The following is a 24,942-nucleotide window of genomic DNA, read 5'->3' as shown; positions in this document are numbered from 1 at the left end:
TACCATATCAAGGTCTCCTTTTCGGTAACCTTCAATATGGCGCAACGTTATTTCTCAGAATACCTTTCGGTTACATTTAATTCGGCGCAATTCGCCACATCGTAGCATTCGCAAACGTGTGTTTCGAGCCCGGTTCTGTCGAGTACCGTTATATGGCCGCGCCGATAACGGATAATCTCGGCTTGTTGCAGTTTTCCGGCAGCCTCCGTAATACCTTCGCGGCGCACGCCGAGCATGCTGGCGATCAATTCCTGAGTCATGACCAATTCCTGAGAATTCAACCGGTCCAGTGTTAACAATAACCACCTGCACAATTGCTGTTCAATGGTATGGTGCCTGTTGCACACGGCGGTCTGTGAGATCTGCGTGATAAGCGCCTGAGTGTAGCGCAACAACAATCGTTGTATCGGGCCTCCTTGATTAAACTCTTGCAACAGAAGCGAGGCTTTCAGCCGGTAGCCATAGCCGGCAGTTTGTACAGTGGCCCAGCTCGGGGTACTTTCACCGCCCATGATCAGGGAAATACCGAGTAAGCCTTCATTACCCACGCCTGCAATCTCCGATGACGCGCCATTCTCAAGGATATAGTGCAGGGAAATGATGGTGGAAGTTGGAAAGTAAACGTATGGAAGGCGCCCTCCCGATTCGCAAAGAACGTCCCCGAGTGGCATATGAACCAATTCCAGATGCGATTTTATGCGTTCAAGTTCAATCGCCGGCAAAGCGGCAAGGAGACGGTTCTGGTCGGGCTGATGTGGAGGAGAGCTAAGCATCCGCTACAGAAATTTTTTTATAAAAAAGTAAGCGCAGCGTGGGCGTGGTGGAATGAAAGCAAAAGATGGCTAATGCTCGAGGCCTCTTCCCTTCCACCTCCTTCCGCCGGCCGGTTCCCATCCAACTTATGATAGCATTTATCTTAGAATACAAATTCTGTCAAGCACAGCCCTTTTTCGGAGTATTCCATTTTACTGGGTGGTATTTTGTGCGCTAGCGTACATACTATGGATGAGCCAATTTTTATCATTGCTCCTTAGCTAGGATAATAGCAGGCTTGCGGCATCGGGGATATTTGCGCAATAAGGGGAGCGCGCCGAGAGTTGCAGCCATTCCACAGCAGAGGCTGGTACGGCAAAGGTGGACGCAAAGTCTCTATGAAAAATTCTGGGCTCATGGGCGAATTGTAAAGGAGACTACTGCGCGATAAGACCTATTTCCCAAAACTGCTGCTTGCAAGAAGGAGTTGACACATATCGTAGTGTTACTCTTCCTGCTTATACTATTTGCTCTGCCGCTAAAGAGCTACGCAATCGGAGAGGTTTACATCGTGAGGATGTTAGCTCAAGATGAGACCCACGACTCTAAGAAACCCAAACCCATCAAGATACGTATTTTTGATCGTGTTTAAGCGATCGCAGCCCGGAGAATAATCAAATTGAAAGCTAGAGACCTCACTGTTTCTGAGCTTTTACTTCCCATTACAGATCGGCTTAGAAAAATCGGAAGACCACGCGTCCCGGTTAGCGAAGAACTGCCGTTGCGATCTGAACTGTTCAGTGCAGATCAAATGGAGCTGTATGGCGGCATCCTTGCGGCATCCCACGAGCTATCAACAAGTGGGGGCACGGATCAGCTCCTGGCGAGGCTGGATGAGAACGAAAATACGCTTTTCAACATCTGCACCGTACTTACGGAGGCGGTAACAGCAGATCAGTTGCTTACGCCGGCAGGCGAGTGGATATACGACAACTTCTATTTGATAGAAGAGCAGATACGTATGGCCAGGCGTCATCTTCCCAAAAACTATAGCCGCGAATTACCGCTTCTTGCGCGCGGCGGCAGTGCAAATCTTCCACGAGTATATGACATCGCTTTGCAGGCGATCTCGCACGGCGATGGCAGGGTCGACACAGAGAGCCTCAGGCGTTTTGTCGCTGCCTATCAGGCTGTCGTGAATTTGCAGCTGGGAGAGTTATGGGCCATCCCCATCATGCTGCGGCTCGCGCTGATCGAGAACCTGCGACGGGTCGGCGTTCACGTCGCTGCCGGCGGCATAGACCGTAAGCTTGCTGCCACCTGGGCTGGGGAAATCACGAGCATTGCCGAGAAAGATCCCAAGAGCCTAGTTCTTGTCATTGCTGATATGGCACGGTCCGACCCGCCGATGACTACACCTTTCATTTCCGAACTGGCACGGCGGCTACAGGGGCAGGGGCCCGCGCTGGCGCTACCGTTGACCTGGATCGAGCAGAGGCTTGCGGAATCGAATCAAACAATCGACCAAATGGTGCAGTTGGGAAATCAGCAGCAAGCGGCTGACCAGGTCTCAATCTCCAACAGCATAAATACGCTGCGTACGTTGGGCGCGATCGATTGGCGCGACTTCGTCGAAACCACCAGCATTGTGGAGCAGACCTTGCGAGAGGACCCGCACGGGGTCTACGGCCGCATGGATTTCGCCAGCCGGGATCAGTATCGGCATGTGGTGGAGCGTGTAGCCAAGGCAAGTCCGGTATCGGAAGTGGAAGTGGCGCGGCGAGCGCTCGCGATGGCACGCGATGCAGCGGCGGTGGCGGACGACAAAGCCAGGGCGCATGTCGGATTTTATCTCGTTGACGATGGCTTGCCCGACCTCGAGGCGGCAGTACGAGTACGCTTTTCATTCCTGGAGAAACTTTGGCGAATCGGCCGTCGCTATCCGCTTTTTCATTATCTCGGCGCGATCGTATTGATTACGGCAAGCCTGGTCAGCATTCTACTGGCCGAAGCCCATGCCGACGGCGCTAACGGATGGTTGCTGGGAGCGGTTGGCATGCTGTCGATTTTTACGATCAGTCAACTGGCGGTGGCGTTGGTCAACTGGGCAAGCCCTCTACTGGTAAGACCCCATTCGATGCCTCGCATGGATTTTTCCAAAGGTATACCCACGACATTTCAAACATTGGTTGTGGTTCCCACCATGCTGACAAGCGAGTCGGACGCGCGCAGCCTTATTGAAGCGCTTGAAGTCCGATTTTTAGCCAATCGCGACGATAATCTTGACTTCGCGTTATTGACCGATTTTAAGGACGCGGATCAGGAAACGCTGCCCGAAGACCAAATCTTGTTAGATGCTGCACGAACAGGCATTGAGGAGCTGAATAAAAAATATGCCAACGGTGTTGCGGATAATACGGTTGGGGCGGATGGTTCAGCCGTAAAAGGTAAGGACAGCCTTTTTTTTCTATTTCATCGCCCACGCCGGTGGAACCCTCAGGAACGGCTCTGGATGGGCCATGAGCGTAAACGCGGAAAACTTGCGGATTTAAATGCTTTATTAAGCGGGGCTGGAAGCGATGCGTTTTCCCTTATCGTAGGTAATACGGCGTTGCTGTCGAACGTAAAATATGTCATCACGCTCGACACCGATACTCAGTTGCCTCGGGAGACCGCCCATCAATTCGTAGGGGCGATGGCTCACCCGTTAAATCGACCGAGGCTTGAAGAAAACTCCGAGAAGGGGAAGATCAGACTGGTAACCGAGGGTTATGGAATTCTGCAACCGAGGGTTGCGGTAAGTCTGTCGAGTACAAACCAATCACGATACGCGTGGCTTTTCGGCGGCGAGGCCGGCATCGATCCATATACACGTATCGTCTCCGACGTTTATCAGGATCTGTTTTATGAAGGCTCATTCGTGGGAAAGGGAATTTACGATGTCGATGCATTCGAGCAGACGGTTTGCCGCCGTTTTCCCGATAACCGAATTCTGAGCCATGATCTTCTGGAAGGATGCTATGCGCGCGCGGGATTATTAAGTGACGTGGAGTTATATGAGGAATTTCCATCACGCTACAGCGCGGATGTAAGCCGTCGCCACCGGTGGATTCGAGGAGACTGGCAACTCGCCAGCTGGTTGTTGAGGCGTGTACCGGGGCCGCAGGGAAGCTATCAGCCAAATCCGCTATCCGCATTGTCGAGGTGGAAGCTGATGGACAATCTTCGGCGCAGCCTGGTCCCGGTAGCCATGACGCTACTTTTGTTATTAGGCTGGATGGCACTCACCCATGCATGGCTCTGGACATTGGTTGTTATCGGTACGCTGTTTATTCCTGCTGCGATAACCGTCATCATCGATTTGCTGAACAAGCCAAAAGAAGTCGCGCTGCGTTCTCACATTATCACCTCCATACGCACGGCTGGCCGACAATTCGGGCAGGTAGCATTCACACTGGCCTGCCTTCCATACGAGGCTTATTTCAGTCTCGATGCGATCCTGCGTACCCACGTGCGGCTATTTATCACTCACCGCGGGCTTCTTGAATGGAATCCCTCCCATTATGCGGAACGTGGGACTGATCCGGCTGACGTGAAGGATGGGCGCACTGGTCTCGGCGCTTCGTTTCGATCAATGTGGATAGCACCTGTAACAGCAATCGGCGCGGCGGTGGGAATGGTGGTTACAGCGCCAATGGCTTTGATAGGAGCATTGCCTGTACTGTTGTTATGGGCTGGATCTCCCGCTATTGCCTGGTGGATAAGTCGGCCACTTCCTCCCCGGAGCACAGAGTTAACCATTGGTCAGATACATTTTTTGCGCCAGATTGCACGCCGAACATGGCTTTTCTTCGAGACTTTCGTAGGCCCGGAGGATAACTGGCTACCACCTGACAATTTTCAGGAGTATCCGGTCGCGGCTATCGCGCACCGGACCTCGCCGACCAACATGGGTCTGGCGCTATTGGCTAATATTACCGCCTACGACTTCGGCTATATCGGTACCGGACAGCTCATTGAACGCACCATGAATACATTGGACTCGATGGAAACACTTGAACGGTATTCCGGTCATTTCTACAATTGGTACGATACAAAAACAAAGACGCCATTGACGCGCTATGTCTCCACAGTGGATAGCGGCAACCTGGCGGGTCATCTGCTGACATTGCGTGCCGGTCTATTGGAAATATCCGATGAGCCGATTATTCGCAAGCATTTATTTCTGGCACTGGCCGACACACTGCAGATACTCGAAAAAACCGCCGGTTCCGTCCCTGCAAATTCTTCTTTGGCACAATTCGAAAAAGCGCTCGCGATTGCAGCAGAGGTGCGCCCGATCACAATCGCGAGCGTGCAAGTCGATCTTGATCGGCTGGCTGCCTACTCCAGGGCGATTATTCGCGAGATTGACGAAGAGCCGGTAACTTTGGCCTCCAGCGAAGCTCATGAGTGGGCAGCGGCGTTGAATAAGCAATGTGAAAGTGCGCTGGCGGAATTGATCAGCCTTGTGCCCCAATACCTGCTGGCTGCTGCCATGGATGGTACGGATGTGGCACACTCGATGGAAAACCCTTCCTTGCGACAACTCGCGTTCCAAGGTAGCGCGGTTGCGCTTGATCAGCTGGCCAACCTTGAGCGCCTGGCGCTTCAGTCGGGCAGTATGGCGCAGATGGACTATGGCTTCCTGTTCAACCATGCGCAGCGGCAACTCGCAATAGGATATAACGTAGGCGAACATCGGCTGGATGCCAGCTACTATGATCTGCTCGCTTCGGAGGCAAGACTCTGCAATTTTGTCGCAATTGCCCAGGGAGAGTTGCCGCAGGAAAGCTGGTTTGCCTTGGGACGCATACTTACCAGTTACGGCGGCGAAGCGACTTTACTGTCCTGGAGCGGCTCTATGTTCGAGTATCTCATGCCGCTGCTGGTAATGCCCACGTTCGATAACACACTCCTGGATCAGACCTGCAAGGGGGCAGTCAATCGCCACATTGCGTACGGTGAGGAACGCGGAATTCCATGGGGTATCTCGGAATCCGGCTATAACGCCGTCGACGTTCAATTCAACTACCAATATCGCGCGTTTGGCGTTCCGGGGCTGGGGCTCAAGCGGGGCCTGGGAGAAGACCTGGTTATCGCACCCTACGCCTCCGTGCTGGCGTTAATGGTTGCTCCAGAAGCCGCCTGCCGTAACCTTCAGCACCTTGCCGCCCAGGATATGGTCGGTAAATTCGGCTTTTACGAGGCTGTCGACTACACGCCATCACGGCTGCGCCGCGGTGAAACGCGCGCCCTGGTGCGCTCGTTCATGGCGCATCACCAGGGTATGAGCTTACTTTCCCTGGCGTATTTACTGCTGGATCGCCCGATGCAACGACGGTTCGAGTCTGAGCCTTTATTTCAGGCAACAATTTTGTTGCTTCAGGAACGTATCCCCAAGGCCACTGTTTTCAGCACCCAAGCTCCGGAGCTCCCCGACGTGCGTGTCGTCAAAGAACTCCCGGAGATGCCAGTGCGGCTTCTATCGAGTGCAAACACCCCTATTCCGGAAATACAGCTTCTGTCAAACGGTCGCTATCACGTCATGGTAACCAATAGCGGCGCGGGAAGCAGCCGCTGGAAGGATCTTGCCGTTACGCGCTGGCGGGAAGACGGCACATGTGACTATTGGGGAAGTTTCTGCTATCTGCGCGATGTGGAGAGTGAAGCGTTCTGGTCGAATACATACCAGCCTACCTTGAAAGAACCCAAGCGTTATGGGGTCGTTTTTTCAGAAGGACGCGTCGAGTTCAGGCGACGCGACCTTGATTTCGATACGCATACTGAAATTACGGTCTCGCCCGAAGATGACATCGAGCTACGCCGGGTCCGCATCACTAATCGTGCCCGGACACCCCGGACAATCGAAGTGACTTCCTATGCTGAGGTGGTGCTCGCGGCGCAGGCGGGTGACGCGCAAGCACCGGCTTTCGGGAATCTCTTTGTACAAACGGAAATATTGCCAGACCGGCATGCGATTCTATGCAGCAGGCGCCCGCGCTCCCAGAGCGACACGGTGCCTTGGATGTTTCATCTGATGGCGGTACACGGTGTCGCTACCGAGGAAATATCATACGAGACGGATCGCATGGTTTTCATTGGGCGAGGAAAGGACGTGTCCGCACCGCAGGCGATGATAACGCCGGGGCGGCTTTCCAATAGCTCAGGCTCGGTTCTCGACCCGATCGTGGCTATTCGCAAGTGCGTAACCATCGAACCGGGAGAATCCGCAACGATAGATATCGTTACCGGAGCCGGAGATTCCCGCCATGCCGCCATGCATCTGGTCGAGAAGTATCAGGACCAGCACATGACGAACCGCGTCTTTGATCTTGCGTGGACTCACAGTCTGGTTGTGCTGCACCAGCTTAACGCGACCGAGTCCGACGCCCAATTATTCGGCCGGCTGGCTGGTTCGGTACTGTATGCGAACGGTTATTTACGCGCCGATCCCGCCGTGCTGAGCAAAAACCAGCGCAGCCAGTCGGGACTGTGGGGATACGCAATTTCCGGCGATCTCCCCATTGTGCTGCTGCAGATCAGCGATGGCGCCAATATCAATCTGGTGCGCCAACTGGTACAGGCGCACGCCTACTGGCGAGTGAAGGGAATTGCCGTCGATCTGGTGATCTGGAATGAGGACCATTCGAGCTATCGTCAACTACTGCACGAGCATATCATGGGCCTGGTGGCCGGAAGTGCCGAAGCTCACGTGCTCGATCGTCCAGGTGGCATTTTTATCCGCCGCGCGGAACAGATTGCCTCCGAGGATCGGATTCTGATGCAAACCGTTGCGCGTGTGATAATTCTCGACAGCAATGGAAGTTTGATGGAGCAGTTGGCTCGCCGACTACCCGCGGATTTACCGGTTCCTGCAGCTGGATTGGAGCGGGTACGTCGGCTTGATTCCGGACAGAGTGTCAAGCTGCCGGACCGGGAACTACTCTTTGCCAATGGACTGGGGGGATTTACTGCCGATGCGCGCGAATATGTCATAACGACCGGACAGGGTCAGACAACGCCCGTGCCTTGGTCAAATATCCTGGCGAATCCGCAGTTCGGCACCGTTATCTCGGAGAGCGGTCAAGCGTATACCTGGTGTGGAAATGCGCACGAGTTTCGCTTGACCCCATGGCACAACGATCCTGTTTGCGATGCTGGTGGAGAGACATATTATCTGCGAGACGAAGAAACCGGCAATTTCTGGTCGCCGACAGCGTTGCCGAGCCCAGGGGCAGCGCCTTATGTTACCCGGCACGGATTTGGTTACAGTGTTTTTGAGCATATCGAGGATGGCATTCATTCTGAACTCTGGGTCTATGTCGCCCTTGACGCTTCTATCAAATTCACAGCACTGAAAGTACGCAATGAATCCGGGCGGCCACGCCAGCTTTCGATAACGGGATGTGTCGAATGGGTGTTGGGAGATTTGCCCGAGAAGAGCAGAATGCACGTCGTTACCGAGATAGATCCCGCCAGTGGAGCGCTGCTTGCACGCAATCCTTACAGCAATGAATTTTCCGGCCAGGTTGCTTTTTTTGATGTAGACGACAAAGGACGCAGTGTCACAGGCGACCGAACTGAGTTTATAGGCCGCAATGGTAGATTGAGTAATCCAGCTGCGATGAGGGCCAAAGAACTTTCCGGACGGGTGGGGCCAGGGCTTGATCCCTGTGGCGCTATCCGGGTTCCGTTGGAATTATTCGACGGCCAGACGCAAGAAATCGTCTTTCGTCTGGGCGCCGGGCTTCATAGTGATGATGCCCTCAAGATCGTGCGGCGCTTCCGTGGAATTACGGTTGCGCGTGAGGTCCTTGAAAACGTGCACCGTTATTGGGTCCGTACACTCGGCACTGTACAAGTGGAGACGCCCGATCCATCGGTAAACGTGATGGTCAATGGCTGGCTGTTATATCAGGTTATCGCCTGTCGGTTGTGGGGACGCAGCGGCTATTACCAATCGGGCGGAGCTTTCGGATTCAGGGATCAGTTGCAGGATGTGATGGCGCTTGTTCACGCTGAGCCCGCTCTTGTGCGCGAGCATCTGCTGCGGTCGGCTTCGCGCCAGTTTATAGAAGGAGATGTTCAGCATTGGTGGCACCCGCCAGCGGGCCGCGGCATCCGGACGCGCTGTTCAGATGATTATCTATGGTTGCCCCTGGTGACGTGTCATTATGTTGGAACCACCGGCGATATCGGCGTTCTGGATGAGTCTGCTGGTTTCCTGGAAGGTCGGCAGGTCGGCGCTGACGAAGAATCTTACTACGATCTTCCGCTTCATTCTGAAGAGGTCGGGACGCTGTACCAGCATTGCGTGCGAGCCATCGTGCATGGTTTGCGCTTTGGCGAGCATGGTCTCCCATTGATGGGCAGCGGCGACTGGAACGACGGCATGAATCTTGTTGGTTTCCACGGGCGAGGCGAGAGCGTCTGGCTGGCCTTCTTCCTGTACGACATACTCATCCGGTTTTCGGAAATTGCCAAACGGTATGGAGACCCAGCGTTTGCAGGACGATGCCGAGCCGAAGCTGATCTGCTGCGTAAAAATATTGAACTACATGGCTGGGACGGCAAATGGTATCTTCGCGCCTTCTTCGACGACGGTTCTCCCCTGGGCTCTACCAGCAATCCTGAATGCCGCATCGATTCAATTGCGCAGAGCTGGTCGGTTTTGTCTGGAGCGGGCTCCGCCGAGCGTCAGCAGCAGGGAATGGAAGCAGTGGATCAGCACCTCGTTCGACGTGACGCTCACCTTATCCAGCTTCTTGATCCACCCTTCGATAAATCGCCCTTGAATCCGGGGTATATAAAGGGTTATGTGCCGGGCGTGCGCGAGAACGGGGGCCAATATACGCACGCCGCTATCTGGGCGACGATGGCTTTTGCGGGTCTGGGAGATCATAAACGCGCATGGGAATTGCTGGAGATGATCAACCCGGTAAACCACGCACAGACACCCGAGGCGGTTAAGGTCTACAAGACGGAGCCATACGTTGTCTCAGCCGATGTTTACGCGGTTTCGCCCCACACAGGTCGCGGCGGATGGTCGTGGTACACGGGTTCTGCCGGCTGGCTGTATCGCCTGATGCTGGAAACATTGCTCGGCCTCACGCTGGCGGAGGACAAACTGTACTTCAAACCTTGCCTTCCCGCCGAATGGGGTACGTTCACCGTTAAGTACCGCCATGGGGAAACAATCTATGAAATTACTGTCGTCCAGACAGCAGTCGATGAGGACAACGAAAGCCTCACTATTGATGGCGTTGGCCAGCAAGATTTGGCAATTGCACTTGTGGATGATCGAGCGACGCATACTGTCGAAGTCCGGCTGGGTAATCCTGGAATTCGGCAGTAGTTCAGCAGATTCAGCAGAAATGATGGGCTGTTGTGAAATTACCTGTCGGCATATTAGCCGCAGGAAGCCATTCCGACCGGAATGGGTATCTGTCAGGCGCGGTGTAGGGTCGTTCCAAGAACTTGATGGAAGAGGCAGCCATCGCAGAGCATGAATGAATGGAGGAATCTCGGCGTTATTTAATGCAACCGTTGCTCTCCTGTAAACTCTGCTAAAGCCCGAAAACTCATGCCCTAGGCCAAGGAAGCAGGTGAACCGGCTAAGGGTATGCTGGATCTCAGAGCAGGGCGAATGGCAGGCATTGTGGCTTTGGTAATCCCGGCCATGAGGCTCTGCGTATACTGCTGAAGCAGATAACGTAGCGGACTGCCGAGCTCGAATTCTCTTCGGAGATTAGTTGCTTTAAGCCTATAGCCAAAACCGCCGCGCTGCACCACTGCCCGGGTTGGGGTGATTTTTCGGCCCATAAGCATGGAAATGCCGAATACACCTTCGTTGCCGATAACGGCAATTTTCACGGGGTCTTCATTATCGATGATCTTGAGCAGGGAAATAATACCGGTGGTGGGGAAATACACAAGGTCTAATTCGCCACCGTTTTCGTAGACCGCCCATCCTTGAGGCAGGGATACAAGCTCAAGGCAGGATTGCAGCCGCTCGTAATCCTTCTCGGGGAGAGCGGCCAAAAAAAGATTTTGCTTAGGTGTGTGTAGATATGACATTACGTTCCTCTCTATTCGTCTGTCTCGACGAAAACAGTATATGGCCGGCTGATAAGTGCATCAGCGCACGGGGTCTTACGCGCAATTGAAGGATATATACAAACTAAAGGATCGTATGTGCGGTGGCCGACAGACGGCTATTACGGAAAGGAATACAAAGGTCTAGCAGGATAATGTGCGAGTAGCAATTTTGAGTTGGAATTGAGGGAGAATGTTGCACCGGCAACATTTTTGCAATGTTCTCGTAAGAGACAGATCAAAGCAGCGATCTGTAGAATAGATACAAATAGTATAACCTATCAACTTGCCTGGAGGATGTGATGGCCAAAACCGCCAAAGAAACAAAAGAAAAACTCATTAAAGACTTTCGGTCCGTTATTGCCGATACTGAGGAATTAATGAAATTCGTAAGCAACGAAGGCGGCGGAAAGGCGCAGGCGTTGCGCGACAAGATCGACGACAATCTGAGGGGCGCCAAGGAATATCTGCAAAATATTGAAGGCGCCGTCGTCGACAAATCCAGGGTTGCGGCACGGGTAACCGATGACTATGTACATGAAAATGCCTGGCGGACTATCGGACTGGCGGTTGGGGTTGGTGTTCTCATCGGGCTCTTGATGAGAGACCGGGAATAATCCTCCTTCGTGAAGCCGAATGCTCATGAGGAAGAGCGGATGGTCAAGCCGGAAGCGCAAAGAGAGTTTTGATATTCCGAGTCAGCAGTAGCCTTGACTATCCAGTTGTCTGGCACCAATAGAATGGGAGAACTGATCATGAAAATACGGGTGGCTCTTGCCACATTTTCTGTCTTGCTTTTTACGGGAGGTAGCGCTTGGGCAGCCACCTTCAGTAGCTTATATACCTTTGGAGACAGTCTTTCGGATATTGGAGACAGCCCCTCTGCTGCTACGAGCATTTATAAACTCCTCGGTGGCAATTGCGACCCTTCTCATCCCTGCGGTCCTTATTTTCATGGCCGCTTATCGAATGGACCCGTTGCTACGGAATATCTGGCAGGCTCCCTTTTTCCCGGCGGAGTGAACAGTACCAATTTCCGCAGCTACTCCGTCGGTGGCGCCACATCGGGTGTGGGAAACATCGGGGACGGAGGCAGTGCAACCAAAGAGGGAGGCTTTGACGTACTGGGCGTAGGGTTAAAGCCGTTGCCGGGTATGCAGCGGGAGTTGGAACGTTACTTGGGTGATTCGGGAGGCGTAGCCGACCCCAACGCTTTGTATGTCGTATGGGGCGGCGGGGGTGACTATCTGACACACAATTCTCCTGTTGCCGCAGCGCAAAATATCGGCTCATATGTGGGCACGCTGGCGGCGGCAGGGGCAAGGAATTTTCTTGTCCCGAATAGTGGGGATCTGGGACACACCCCCGAGGCCAGAACCAATGACGATGTAACGCAGGCTCATGCTTACTCGATTGTTTTCAATAATGAGCTGGCAACTCAACTGGGGGGCGTGCATTCAGCTTTTCCCGCGGCGGATATTCATCAATTCGATACTTATTCTTTTCTGAATAATATCATTCAGGATCCGGCGGCTTTCGGATTTACCAATGTAACGAATGCGTGCGTCTCGTTGCTTATTCTTTCCTGTGATAATCCTGAGACGCATCTTTATTGGGATAGCGTTCATCCTACAACCTTGGCTCATTCCCTTCTCGGGGCGGCGTTCGCCACCACGGTAACCAGCGCGGTGCCAGAGCCTGAAATTTTCTCAATGTTGGTTGCGGGGCTATTCTTGCTGGGTATCGGCGGGTACAAGCGGTCGGGCCGAGTTGAGCCGGCCAGCGGGGTGTTTCATCGGGAATCCGCCGCCTGAACAGCGAAACTAGACCGAGCCATTCGAAACGGCTGCGACGAGGCGAGGGTGGTTTCATATGCTGGTAACATTCAAGAGCGATGCGTATGCGGATATAATGATGTTTGGAGATGCAGCGCATCGCCTATTGAAAATGATGGGGCATAGCGGAACGGTGCCCAGTGCGATATTGGCCGATGATGTTCCGGCCGCGCTCGATCGCTTGAAGCGTGCTATTGAAGAGGGAAAATCGGGATCGCAGGAACCGCGCACGGAGTCGGGAGACACGGAACCGGATGACCAAATTATAAGCCTGACTTATCGAGCGATACCTCTGATTGAATTACTCACCGCAGCCGCAAAAAAGCACTGTGATGTAATGTGGGATAAAGTTTAAGCTTTTGGCTTACGGTCCTCTTACGGACCAGTCACATGGGCTGGTTTCTCAAGATACAAATCGCCGGTGTCGATACTTTTCTTCCCTTGAGTAGGCATTCCAACCGGCCCCAGTTATCGTTTTTTTCGATACTGAAGCGGATGCAGCGCATTATCAATATCTTCCGGCTATGGTAAATTTTGCTCGTCGGTTGGTCTTCTTCTGACTAGATTGCTGATAGCCGTGATCAATTCAACCGGGTCGACAGGCTTGGGAAGATGGTTCTCATAGCCCGCACTCATTGCCCTCGCTCTATCATCCGCTCGAGCGAACGCTGTAAGCGCAATGGCGGGGGTATTGCCGCCCTCTTTCTCAGGAAGATCTCTCACCTCGGCAATAAATTGATACCCGTTTTTTTGTGGCATGCTGATGTCGCTGATAATCACGTCCGGTCGCTCGATCTTTAGAAGTTTCAGGCCTTCAGCAGCACTGGCGGCACTTATCACATTGGCCTTGCATTGAGTCAACATTCGCTTGATGAGTTCACATGCGTCGAATTCGTCATCGACTACCAGCACTTTCAGCCCTGTTAGCGGGGGATTTTTTTCATCGAAGTACTCTCGTAGCGTGGGTGCCGGTTCATTTTTCACATTATCCGCAACAGAGAGCGGCAAATGCACGACAAACGACGACCCTTGTGCGGCCCCTGCGCTTTCTGCCCGAACTGCACCGCCGTGAAGTTCCACTAATTGTTTGACAATGGCCAAGCCCAGGCCAAGGCCGCCGTACTGTCGAGTAAGCGAAGCATCGCCCTGCCTGAAGCGATCGAAAACATAAGGCATGAATTCCGGCGCGATGCCTAGACCCGAGTCGTTGATCCTGATCTCAAGAAAGGAACTCGACTGTTCAACGACAACCTCTATCTTTCCTCCTTTTGGTGTGAATTTCAGCGAATTGGAAAGCAAATTCCAAAAGATCTGCTGGAGACGATTAGGGTCTCCTATGATCGGGCTGATGCGCGGAGCGATTTTTTTTTGCAGAGCCACTCCTTTAGCTTGCGCCGTTGGCTTGACCGACTCAATTGCTGCCTCAATCAAACTGACAACGTCCAGTTGCTGCATATCGAGCCTTACTTTTCCGGAAATTATGCTGCTCATTTCGAGAAGATCTTCTATAAGCTTATTCTGAGCGCGAGCATTTCGTTCGATCGTTTCAAGGCCCCGATGAATATCCTCGTTCTTCATATTCCCGCTCAGGATAAGTTGCGACCAGCCCAGGATCGCGTTAAGCGGGGTCCGCAATTCGTGGGAAAGAGTTGCCAGAAACTCATCCTTGAGCTGGCTGGCCCGCTCAGCTTCATTTCTGGCAACGCGTTCATTCTCGAGAAGCCGTTGTTTTTCTGCGTCCGCCAACGCTAATGCTTCAGCCAGTTTCGCGACTTCATGACTTGTGGCTTTGCCATAACGGCTAGGACGAATACCTCGGGTGACACCGGCCACCTGACGACCGAGTTCCGCCAGAGGTTGCAGTATGCCGAGCCGGGTGTAAAAAACGATTCCCGTCGTAGCAAGGAGAGCGATGAAGATGAGTGTCATTTCGAACATGATCTGACGCTCGAGCCTGGCAAATCCAAGGTTCGTTTGGGTTTGCATGCGTCCACTGAATAAATCTATGAACTCCTGAATCGGCCGCGCAACCGCCGCTTTTCCGGAAATAAAACGTTCGCTAAACAACAGCCTAATGGCGAATTCCCGGTCCGGCTTACGGCGTACCGTAAAATTACCTTTGCCGTCATCGTATAAGCCCTCAAGGGCAGCAAATGCCTGCTTTTCCAGAATGACCAGCTTTTCGGAATGCTCCAGCGCTTCCTGCAGCAAGGCATATTCCTCATTATTGAAGCCTACCCTGCGAAACATTTCCAGCAAAGGAATAGCCTCGCCTTGCTCGACGGTGGGACCACGATGGGCCGCCACAAGATGCCAATATGTGCTTGAATAATTAAGCGGGCGCGGACGTATTCCGTTGCGGATATCCCATATCTCCATGAAGTAGCGCTTAAAAGCCGGGTCCCCGGTAACCACGTAAGTCCGCGCCATCGTGGTAAGGTCGTCAGAGCTCTGGAGAAGCTCATGGGCAAGCAGAAGCGCCTGAAATTGGTGGCGCTCGCTCTTGTTGAGTTCTTCGCGGATGCTCAGCGAATGAAACACGAGCGCGCCAATGCCCGTTAGCAGCAGCACAAGGGCAATGTTGGAAAAACTGGTAAAGTTTCGAATGTTCACGGGGAGCCTTCTCCGTCTGTCGTTCTCATCAAGATTTACGGCTAAATTTTATACGTCGCGATTCTCGGGCGTGCCATTTATTCAAAAGATAAACGGATATAAGAGTTTATCGTTTCCTGGCTTGCATCCGCCAATATTTCATTCCCGGTCAGGACCCCAAGCTACTCTATTTCTTCATTTTTATGCAACGCGCCTGAAATAAACGAATGTTAAATTCTCTCCTGTGTTTATTACACTAGAGGAAATAAAAGATGTATTCATATCGCGCCCGTTTTATTTTTGCCGTTTTCGCAATCCTGCTCAGTTTGGGCGTAGCAATCGCTGCGCTGCACGATTTCTCCGAGATTAACACTGCTGACTCTACACAAAAAATGTACGAGGATTTCAACAAGGCTTTCTTCAACCACTGGAGAGCACGAACTGGTGTCGAAGTTACGGTTAAACAAGCCCGGAGCAAATCGGGAGTACCGATACGCGCCGTTGTGGACGGGCTTGATGTTGTATCACTAGCATTGTCCTATGATCCGGTGGCGCTGCAAAAAAGCAGCAAATTCATGTTGCCCCATTGGGTGAAGCCCGTACCGCAAAATACACCCTTTACTTCTACTATCGTATTTCTTGTACGAAAGGGTAATCCGAAGGGATTAAGAGATTGGGGCGACCTCACGCGATCGACGGTCGAGGTAATCACATCCGATCCAAAAAATTCCAGCAGTGCTCGCTGGAATTACCTGGCGGCGTGGGGCTATGCGTTCAGGCAGTCGGGCGGAAGCAATACGGCAGCGCTCGAGTTTGTAAGGAAGTTGTTTGCTAACGTCAAGGTGATGGATTCGGGAACGCGAGGTTCAGTCAATACTTTCGCCGAGCGCGGCGTTGGTGATGTGCTGCTGGCCTGGGAGAACGAAGCTCATCTGCTTGCTAAAGAAGGAAATGGAGATAAATTTGAGGTCGTTACGCCATCTCTCTCCATCCTGGCTGAACCTACGGTCAGCGTGATCAATGATGTGCCCGATCAGGCCGGGGCGCACGAGATGACCAAGGCTTACATTGATTACCTCTATTCAACGAAAGCCCAGGATATCGCAGCAAAACACTGCTATCGTCCACGTGATGAGAAGGTGATCGCCAAGTATGCGATGCAATTCCCGCAAATAGAGCTTTTCACTGTCGACGAAGTCTTTGGCGGTTGGAAGGAAGCCCAGAATGTCCATTTCTCCAATGGCGGAGTATTCGATCAGATGCAAGGATCCAGGGCTGATCCTGTCACCGGTGAGGCTGGATAACGGAAAGCTGGTGAATACAACCACAACCACAACCACAACCACAACCACAACCGCGCGAGCTTATCAAGAGGCGGTTAGCCTGGCCGGGAAATTTGGCCTATGACTCAACCCTAGCCATAATGGGCATTGGCGGATATCCTAGAGCCCTGCCAAAGTTCTCCCGAGTCCTATTCAATTCATTCCGAGCTCCGGTGCGCATTCAGGCGAGAACCTTCGTGCGCAGGTTGCCTTGTCGCTTCATCATCATTCCGTCTGTCATTTCAGTTTTCAAGCCGGGCAAATCGTAGTTGCTCAAATTCAGCAGGAAAAAGATTTCCAATTTATGTGCGGCAGCGCACTGAGCTATTGTCGGTGAAGCGTGATGATAGCAACCGAAGGCAGCCAATGTGAAGCATGTGGAGCAAAGTATGCATCACCTTTAGCTGCGAGCCATTGGCAACCTTTTATTGAAATCTACTCTGGAGAAAAACAGCATGAATATTCAAAATAAATTAGTAGTTCTGACCATAACGCTCATCGGTGCATTATCCATTGCTGGCTGCGGCAAAACAGAGGACAAAGGGCCCAAGCCAGCGACAGCACCCGAGTCGACGGCAGCGCCCGAGGCTAAAACCACGGTGGGGACAGACATTGACGACGGCACCATAACGACAAAAGTGAAATCCGCGCTCCTCGCCGATGCGGATGTCAAGGGTTTCGATATCAAAGTTGAGACCCGCAAGGGTGAGGTTCAGCTTAGCGGCTTTGTAGACAATCAGAGCCAGATCGACCGCGCGATAACCATTACGCGGGGGGTCGAGGGTGTCAAAAACGTGGACAATAAGATGAGCCTGAAGACGACCGACACAACCGTGGGCGAAAAAATAGATGATGGAATCATCACTACCAAGGTCAAAGCCGAGTTAATCGCTGAGCCCGGGCTTAACAGCACGGATATTTCTACAGTGACACGCGACGGCGTAGTTCAGCTTAGCGGTTTTGTGGACAACCAGGCTCAAATTGATCGGGCTGGCGAGATCGCGCGGGGAGTCGAAGGAGTGAAGAGCGTCGTCAATGAGCTGAGCATCAAGAAATAAAGCAAGTACCTGTATTCTTTATCGACGTTGGCACATAAGGAGCATTAATATGAACTGGGACCAGGTTGAGGGAAATTGGAAGCAATTCAAAGGTAAGGTCAAAGAACAATGGGGCAAGCTTACCGATGACCATCTTGACAGGATCGCTGGGCGACGGGATCAGCTTGCCGGCAGGATCCAGGAATCCTATGGAATCACCAAGGAAGAAGCGGAGGAGCAAATCTCCGAATGGGAAAAAAATCAGAAGGATAGTACCTACTAGAGTAGAGCGGGATGTCACGTCATGAATAGGCATCCCGCATCATTGTCAGCATTGGGCGTCGATCAATCAAGGAAAGCAAAAGCCGCCCAAGCCACTGCAAAAGCTGATGCCAAGAAGGGGAATAAGCATCACCCGGCCCGTGTGTCTAATCAGGGAAATAATGTTGGCATAACCAGGCCGGTGATAAATTCATTAAAAAGGAAGAAATTATCATGCTCTATACAATCGCAGTTGTTCTGATTATCTTGTGGCTGCTGGGATTGGTTAGCTCGTATACGATGGGCGGATTCATCCATATTCTCTTGGTAATCGCCATCGTAGTTATCCTCCTTAGGATTATTAACGGGCGCAAGCCGCTTTAATTACGCTATACACCATGGGCCGGTACTTTAGTAAGGAGACTGGTATGCCGGCGGTGAGCGGTGATGAGCGCGGACGTGCGACCAGAGCCTCATGCCATAGCGAAAAGGTACTAGGTTCCTTTAAAGGCTCACTCCCACTCGATCGTCGCGGGTGGTTTGCCCGAGATGTCGTAGACCACGCGGTTGATTCCGTGCACTTCATTGACGATACGGTTGGATATCCTGGCTAGCAGGGGGTATGGAAGTTCCGCCCAGTGTGCAGTCATGAAGTCTTCGGTTTGAACTGCTCTCAGGGCCACTACGTATTCATAAGTGCGCCCGTCGCCCATCACCCCTACGGATTTTACCGGCAGAAACACGGTAAACGCCTGAGAGGTTTTCTCGTACCAACCCGAGATACGTAGTTCTTCAATAAAGATCGCATCGGCGCGGCGCAATAATTCAGCGTATTCACGCTTTACCTCGCCGAGTATGCGAACTCCCAGTCCGGGCCCGGGAAAGGGGTGGCGGAAGACCATGTCGTGCGGAAGACCCAGCGCCACCCCAAGTTCGCGCACTTCGTCCTTGAATAATTCGCGCAACGGTTCCAGAAGTTTCAAATGCAGCGTAACGGGCAGGCCGCCTACATTGTGATGCGATTTGATGGTCTGCGCTTTTTTCGTTTTTCCGCCTGCGGATTCGATCACGTCCGGGTAGATCGTACCTTGGGCAAGCCAATGCGCACTGGGAATTTTCGCAGCTTCGCGCTGAAACACTTCGACGAATTCCCTACCAATGATGCGGCGTTTGGTTTCAGGATCGTTGACGCCTTGCAGGTGCCTGAGAAACTCTCCGCTGGCGTCTATGTGGATGACTTTTACGCCAAGATTTCTGCTGAAGGTATCCATTACCTGTTCGGCTTCGTTCATCCGCAGCAGGCCGTTATCCACGAATACACAGGTAAGCTGTTTGCCAATGGCGCGATGAATGAGTGCTGCGGCTACCGATGAATCGACGCCACCGGACAGGCCCAGAATAACCTCATCCGCGCCTACCTTGGATCGGATTCTGCCGATCGCTTCTTCCATGTAGTCCGGCATGTTCCAGTCATATCCGGCGCCGCAGATATCGTGCACGAACCGCGCGATAATGGCCTTGCCCTGCGGGGTGTGAGTGACTTCCGGATGGAATTGTATGCCATAGAATTTTCGCGCCTCATCCGCTATGGCAGCCAGGGGCGTGGAGGCATTGCTGGCCATGGCCTCAAAGCCGGGAGGAAGCGTGGTGACAGCATCACCATGGCTCATCCACACGTCGAGAGTCTGTTTGCCTGCGGTATCGGCACGGTCGTATATGTCTCGCAGCAGAGCAATTCTGTTTTTTGCCTGCACTTCAGCGTAACCGAATTCGCGCACCCTGGAGTTTTCAACCGCGCCGCCCAATTGGGCGGCCATGGTCTGCATACCATAGCAAATACCCAGCACCGGGACACCCAGTTCAAAAACGATCTGCGGAGCCCGTGGCGTTTCAAGCCCTGCTACAGAAGCCGGACCGCCCGAAAGAATAATACCTTTCGGCGCAAAATCCCTGATGAATTGCGGGCTTACGTCGTATGCATGGATTTCGCAGTAGACGTTGCTTTCCCGGACTCGGCGGGCAATCAGTTGGGTATATTGGGAACCGAAATCAAGAATGAGTATTTTTTGATGCATGGCCTGATAGGGTGCGCCGGGATATCCGGCAGCTTCAAGTAGAGCGTGAATGCAAAGTTAAAAATGACGTGATAGGAAGCGTGCAGGGTGTGAATGGCAACACGCTTATCCACTCGCAAGGAAAGACAGCTGGCGTGAGCACAACTTGACCATTCAAGCAGCGGTATTTTGATGTACTTACTTCGCTACATTAGCAGCTTATTCCACGCGATAGTTTGGTGCTTCCTTGGTGATCTGCACGTTGTGGACGTGAGATTCGCGAATGCCGGCAGAGGTAATCTCGATAAACTCGGCTTTGGCGTGCATGTCGTCAATTGTTTCACAACCGAGATAACCCATACCAGAGCGTAGCCCACCTATAAGCTGATGGATTACGGCGATAACACTGCCTTTGAAGGGAACACGACCCTCTACGCCTTCCGGTACCAGCTTTTCGGCATTCTGCTCGGCTTGCTGGAAATAGCGGTCGCTCGAACCTTGCTGCATGGCAGAAAGTGATCCCATGCCACGGTAGGTTTTATAAGACCGCCCCTGGAATAGTTCGATTTCGCCCGGCGCTTCGCTGGTACCCGCGAATAGTCCGCCCAACATCACAGAGTTGGCCCCTGCGGCAATGGCCTTGGCGATATCGCCGGAATAGCGGATGCCGCCGTCGGCAATCAGAGGTACGCCAGTGTTTGCCAACGCATCGGATACGTTCTTGATTGCGGTGATTTGCGGCACACCGACTCCTGCAACAATTCGTGTCGTGCAGATTGAGCCAGGGCCTATTCCGACTTTTACAGCATCAGCCCCATGGTCAACCAAAGCTTTGGCGGCAGCAGCGGTTGCGATATTCCCGCCGATAACCTGGATTTGTGGAAACCTTTTCTTTACCCACTGTATCCTGTCAAGTACGCTCTGTGAATGTCCGTGCGCGGTATCCACCACGATCACGTCCACGCCTGCTTCGGCTAGTGCCTCCGCGCGTTCTTCACTGCCGTCGCCAACGCCAATAGCCGCGCCTACGCGCAGACGCCCAAGGTCGTCCTTGCATGCGTTGGGGTGTTCGGATGTCTTGATTATGTCCTTTACGGTAATCAGTCCACGCAATTCAAAGTTACTATTCACCACCAGAACCCGCTCCAGGCGGTGCTTGTGGAGCAACGTCATTGCCTCCTCGCGGCCGGTGCCTTCGTTTACCGTCACCAGCCGTTCTTTCAATGTCATGATGTTCTTGATGGGCTGATCAAGGTTGGTTTCGAAACGAAGATCCCGGTTGGTGACGATACCGACGACTTTTGAACCTTCCACTACCGGTAAGCCGGATATTTTGTATTTCCGGATAAGGTTGAGTACCTCACGCACGGTCATATCCGGCGGGATGGTAATGGGATCTTTCACTATCCCGCTTTCGAATCGCTTGACGTTGGCTACGTGGGCTGCCTGGGATTCCGCCGACATATTCTTGTGAATAATGCCGATGCCGCCCTCCTGCGCAAGCGCAATAGCCAGCGGGGCCTCGGTCACCGTATCCATGGCGGCCGAAACCAGCGGTATGTTGAGGAAAATTTCGCGGCTAAGACGCGTAGCCAGGTTAACGTTGCGTGGTAAAACCACGGAGTGGGCGGGAAGCAGCAAAACATCGTCGAAGGTTAGAGCTTTCTCAACCAGTCTCATGGCATTGATCCTTCACAAAGCGGCATTATAACGAACCCGGTGGATTGTGGCGAATGAACTATATCAAGATGGACGAGCCAGTGTGTCCAAAGCAGCATGCTCGGCCTGTTCGGTACGCGTGCGAGGCCAGTATCTTCAATCCGGAAGTTTTTTGCGGACACATGCAAGAGCCACTCCTTGACGAGGTGCGTTAATCGATCTATAAAGCAAGCAGGCTAATGTTGGCAACAGTGTCAATTTTGGAAGCCTGTTCAGTTCCAGGTGTCCTCAACACCACGTCAACAACGTTTTCTCGGGAGCGGTTATGGCGATCCATCACGCATCGTCGGGCGAGTTGATCGATGTTCGTCCGCTGAAAGACAACCTCAAAACCACCATCTCAAATGCATTATTCAAGTCCAACCATCTCGAAGTTTCGCGTATGGTTCTTCTTGCGGGCAAGGAGGTGCCTCCCCATCAGATGGCGGGGGAGATGACAATTCAATGCCTGGAAGGGTCGATTGAGCTTATGGTTGCCGGAATGACGCGATCCATGCGGGCGGGCGACCTGGTTTGTCTTGCAGGCTGCGAGACATATGCGCTGAGAGCGGTTGAAGATTCCTCCCTTCTGGTCACGATGCTTTTGCACGTCGCCTAGCGATTTCTATGCCTATTCCTTCCATACAAGGGGTGACGTAACCTGTCAAAGCCGCTTACATCCCCGAGATACACCTCGACAGACAGCTTTCAAGAAGGGGGAGAAAGATTGGAATCAGCGGTCCTATGTTTTAATCGCGAGTATTAGCCTAAGGAGCCGAACATCATGGTAAGCAAATTCAAAGTCGGCGATCACGTCACCTGGAACTCGGAAGCCGGACACGTTAGCGGAAAGATTATCAAAGTGCATACAAAAGACATCGACTACAAGGGCTATACGCATCATGCAAGCGAGGATGAGCCGCAGTATGAGATCAAGAGTGACAAGACAGATCACATCGCGATGCATAAAGGGTCGGCGTTAAAAAAAATAAACGGTTGAGAGACTACTGGTAGTTTCACCGCAAGCTCTCCCTTATCAGTAACAAGGATACAGCAGACGCTAGTAAGCTTGGGCAAGCGTTCGACGTTCTCGTAACCTAATGTGAGAAACAAAATATCCTGCCCTTGAACCTGAATCCAGCAGTTGATCGATCATGTGTCAATTAAGTTGTTTATGGTCTCTCGAACGACGCACAGCCGATCTCACCGCGGGATTCCAGGCGGGCGAGCAGTAGATAAAAGTACAGCATTCCCCGCTGTTGGCCGAGCGTATCCAAAACGCTCTTCGCATCGTACGGCGCAGTGCCCGAGACGAGCGCAATATTACTCGCCACGCTGGTGTCGTTGGCGGGAAACACATCCAGTCGCCCCAAGCCGCGCAGCAAAATGACCGCTGCCGTCCACGGGCCGATTCCTTTTATCTGACAAAGGATGGCTGCCGCATTCAGGCTCTTGCATTGCTCCAGTTTAGCCGTATCGATCCTGCCGGATGTGAGCGCTTCGGCCACGCGCCGCAATGTTGCGATTTTACTGGCGCTAAGCCCGGTTTCGCGCAGTAGATCGTCGGTTGCACGCAAAAAGCTTTCTACAGCTGGAAATACATACAATGGCACGGGTATGCCCTCAACTTTCACTGATTGTCCCAAGGCAACAATCAAGCGACGCATAATCGCAATGGCGGCTTGCAGGCTTAACTGCTGAAACACGATTGCGTTAACGCAGGCTTCCCAGAGGGTGGGATAGCGAGGCGGTTTTACACCCTGCATGCGTTGGACCAAAGGGGCCAGCCATGGGATAGCCTTAGCGGAATGCTCGAAGTCCACGAGGTCATGATCGCAGCCGAGCATCTCCCGGACGAGCCCGGGCAGCTCAGCCTCGTTATTAGTATCACCTTCGATGACGGCAGACAATGAGTTTTGCCGGTTCTGCATGACGCGGACAATCACAGGCTCTGGCGAACCAGCGAGTGCGCGTACGTATTGTCCTTCTGGCGTGAGTAGATCAATGATATTTGTCGATAGCCGTCGAAGGACGCTTACCGTAAGATCAAGCCGGTAGGGCGCTACGACGGGAATCTCGTACATTTTCATTGGTATCCCGTCCGGGAAGAAAAAAGAAAGGGAAGCCTGTTCTCTGATCTTGCCGCTTTAAGACCATCATCCAGTGGAAGCGCGTCTAATGATCTGGGCTAAGCTTCCTTGGAATCTTTGCCCCGAATCTGCGTTTGCTTGCCTGGCAGTGTACGGCTTCACAGCCGGCGGAGCGTATGCTCAGGGCTTGACGATTGGCGCAGGTGTACCCACCTTGACGAATTTGCTGAAAGCGTCGTCAAGCTGCTTCCGGTATAAATTTAATTGGGGGTTTTTCATGTATGCGTCCCCAAGGTCGAGCAGCGTCTTGTTAAAGCTCTCGTCCCCCGTCTGAAGAGACAGGGTTATCGATCCGTTCGTGGCGAGCCGGCTATCCCAGCGTGCGCGCACCTCTGACCAGAAATCGGATGTTCCCTTCCAATAGGCCAATGCAGGCCCGAAGTCGTAGCCTTCAATGCGTCGATAGTCGTTGAAACCGAATTCACGGACCAATGGTATATCCTTGCCATCTTGCATGCGCATGACTTTGGTATTGTCCTGCTCGTGCGCCCAGCCTTGCGGCGTAATCGTTTGGCGATTTTCGGCATTGATCAGCTGATAATCGCTGCGCTTGGTGTATTCGCGCCGGGGTAGCGGCCGCCAAGTGCGCCCGGAGGTCCAGGTCGATATCCCGTATTTGTGATTCCATTTTCCGTTGCCTGCATACCGCGGGCCATCGTTTACTTCGTAAACCAGCTGCGTCCAGGTGCCAGGTATCTCCATGGCATCGCGCTTCCGCTCCTCAAAGCGTTGGTCGCCCACAAATACCCAATGCCTTGGTGATTCATATATCCAGTCCTGACGCCAGTGCTTAGTAATGGCGCCCCCACCCATTACAAGAATATGCTGGAGCGAGATTCGTCTGCCAGCATCTTCGACCAGCACGACGGACTCAAAACCCATGCTGCGCTTGGGCTGTTTACGCTCATAGCCTGGCTTCAGCACCACCGTCTCCTCAAACCTGAACTGGACTTCGTATCCACCCAGCATTGCAAGAATGGCACGGCGATCGCAGTTGAAAGGGTTTTCACCAGCAGCACAGCCGGCAACCGGACGTTCTACTGTCCGGTACTGCGATGAGTCAGATTTTGCCAAACGGGGTTGACCTGCGCATGCAGTGAGGA

The 24,942-nt window shown here is 52.8% G+C and carries 17 protein-coding genes; 10 read left to right on the top strand and 7 right to left on the bottom strand.

The annotated features are described in order from the left end of the window. Positions 1-47: 47 nt before the first annotated feature. Positions 48-773, bottom strand: a complete 726-nt coding sequence (locus tag BLS94_RS04530; protein ID WP_090957998.1) for a Crp/Fnr family transcriptional regulator — start codon at positions 771-773, stop codon at positions 48-50. Between the two features lie 791 nt (positions 774-1,564). On the opposite strand from BLS94_RS04530, the gene BLS94_RS04525 reads away from it, so the two are divergent. Next, on the top strand, positions 1,565-10,150 hold the full coding sequence (locus BLS94_RS04525; protein ID WP_090957995.1) for a glycoside hydrolase family 94 protein: 8,586 nt from the start codon (positions 1,565-1,567) through the stop codon (positions 10,148-10,150). Between the two features lie 233 nt (positions 10,151-10,383). On the opposite strand, the gene BLS94_RS04520 is transcribed toward BLS94_RS04525, so the two are convergent. Then, on the bottom strand, positions 10,384-10,872 hold the full coding sequence (locus BLS94_RS04520; protein WP_176767793.1) for a cyclic nucleotide-binding domain-containing protein: 489 nt from the start codon (positions 10,870-10,872) through the stop codon (positions 10,384-10,386). A gap of 320 nt (positions 10,873-11,192) precedes the next feature. On the opposite strand from BLS94_RS04520, the gene BLS94_RS04515 reads away from it, so the two are divergent. From BLS94_RS04515 to BLS94_RS04505, 3 genes are all read left to right on the top strand, one after another. Beyond that, positions 11,193-11,507: an ElaB/YgaM/YqjD family protein gene (locus BLS94_RS04515; RefSeq protein WP_090957993.1), complete on the top strand. Its 315-nt coding sequence runs from the start codon at positions 11,193-11,195 to the stop codon at positions 11,505-11,507. A 138-nt stretch (positions 11,508-11,645) separates the two neighbouring features. Next, entirely contained in the window at positions 11,646-12,704 is a 1,059-nt protein-coding gene (locus tag BLS94_RS04510) for an SGNH/GDSL hydrolase family protein (protein WP_176767792.1), read from the top strand. Between the two features lie 58 nt (positions 12,705-12,762). Next, positions 12,763-13,080 (top strand): DUF1840 domain-containing protein, encoded by a 318-nt coding sequence (locus tag BLS94_RS04505; protein WP_090957989.1) that lies wholly within the window; start codon positions 12,763-12,765, stop codon positions 13,078-13,080. A gap of 167 nt (positions 13,081-13,247) precedes the next feature. On the opposite strand, the gene BLS94_RS04500 is transcribed toward BLS94_RS04505, so the two are convergent. Then, entirely contained in the window at positions 13,248-15,338 is a 2,091-nt protein-coding gene (locus tag BLS94_RS04500) for a hybrid sensor histidine kinase/response regulator (RefSeq protein WP_090957987.1), read from the bottom strand. Between the two features lie 251 nt (positions 15,339-15,589). Here BLS94_RS04500 and BLS94_RS04495 point away from each other — a divergent pair, with 251 nt between their 5' ends. The 4 genes from BLS94_RS04495 (at position 15,590) to BLS94_RS14495 (ending at position 18,321) form a co-directional block, all read left to right on the top strand. Continuing rightward, positions 15,590-16,621: a sulfate ABC transporter substrate-binding protein gene (locus tag BLS94_RS04495; RefSeq protein WP_090957985.1), complete on the top strand. Its 1,032-nt coding sequence runs from the start codon at positions 15,590-15,592 to the stop codon at positions 16,619-16,621. 473 nt (positions 16,622-17,094) lie between these two features. Continuing rightward, positions 17,095-17,697, top strand: a complete 603-nt coding sequence (locus BLS94_RS04490; protein ID WP_090957983.1) for a BON domain-containing protein — start codon at positions 17,095-17,097, stop codon at positions 17,695-17,697. Positions 17,698-17,746: 49 nt separating this feature from the next. Beyond that, the gene (locus BLS94_RS04485; protein ID WP_090957981.1) at positions 17,747-17,959 is read left to right on the top strand and encodes a CsbD family protein; all 213 of its coding nucleotides are present in this window, start codon (positions 17,747-17,749) and stop codon (positions 17,957-17,959) included. A gap of 212 nt (positions 17,960-18,171) precedes the next feature. Continuing rightward, on the top strand, positions 18,172-18,321 hold the full coding sequence (locus BLS94_RS14495; RefSeq protein ID WP_143021647.1) for a lmo0937 family membrane protein: 150 nt from the start codon (positions 18,172-18,174) through the stop codon (positions 18,319-18,321). A 128-nt stretch (positions 18,322-18,449) separates the two neighbouring features. Here the strand turns inward: BLS94_RS14495 and guaA are convergent, their stop codons facing one another. Further along, positions 18,450-20,012 carry a glutamine-hydrolyzing GMP synthase gene (gene guaA / locus BLS94_RS04480; protein ID WP_090957979.1) on the bottom strand — a complete coding sequence of 521 codons (1,563 nt, stop codon included), beginning with the start codon at positions 20,010-20,012 and terminating at the stop codon, positions 18,450-18,452. 198 nt (positions 20,013-20,210) lie between these two features. After that, positions 20,211-21,671 carry an IMP dehydrogenase gene (gene guaB / locus BLS94_RS04475; RefSeq protein ID WP_090957977.1) on the bottom strand — a complete coding sequence of 487 codons (1,461 nt, stop codon included), beginning with the start codon at positions 21,669-21,671 and terminating at the stop codon, positions 20,211-20,213. A 304-nt stretch (positions 21,672-21,975) separates the two neighbouring features. Here guaB and BLS94_RS04470 point away from each other — a divergent pair, with 304 nt between their 5' ends. Together BLS94_RS04470 and BLS94_RS04465 are read left to right on the top strand one after the other, a co-directional pair. After that, complete coding sequence (locus BLS94_RS04470; RefSeq protein ID WP_090957976.1) at positions 21,976-22,308, top strand: cupin domain-containing protein; 333 nt, start codon at positions 21,976-21,978, stop codon at positions 22,306-22,308. 165 nt (positions 22,309-22,473) lie between these two features. Next, positions 22,474-22,689: a hypervirulence associated TUDOR domain-containing protein gene (locus BLS94_RS04465; protein ID WP_090957974.1), complete on the top strand. Its 216-nt coding sequence runs from the start codon at positions 22,474-22,476 to the stop codon at positions 22,687-22,689. 172 nt (positions 22,690-22,861) lie between these two features. On the opposite strand, the gene BLS94_RS04460 is transcribed toward BLS94_RS04465, so the two are convergent. Both BLS94_RS04460 and BLS94_RS04455 read right to left on the bottom strand, forming a co-directional pair. Then, on the bottom strand, positions 22,862-23,779 hold the full coding sequence (locus tag BLS94_RS04460; protein ID WP_090957972.1) for a DNA-3-methyladenine glycosylase family protein: 918 nt from the start codon (positions 23,777-23,779) through the stop codon (positions 22,862-22,864). Between the two features lie 180 nt (positions 23,780-23,959). Beyond that, positions 23,960-24,913, bottom strand: coding sequence for a DUF6607 family protein (locus tag BLS94_RS04455; protein ID WP_143021646.1), 954 nt, complete (start codon positions 24,911-24,913; stop codon positions 23,960-23,962). Positions 24,914-24,942 lie beyond the last annotated feature (29 nt).

Source organism: Nitrosospira sp. Nsp18 (assembly GCF_900103145.1).
Classification (GTDB): Bacteria; Pseudomonadota; Gammaproteobacteria; order Burkholderiales; family Nitrosomonadaceae; genus Nitrosospira.
This window is presented reverse-complemented; position numbering and strand designations above follow the sequence as displayed.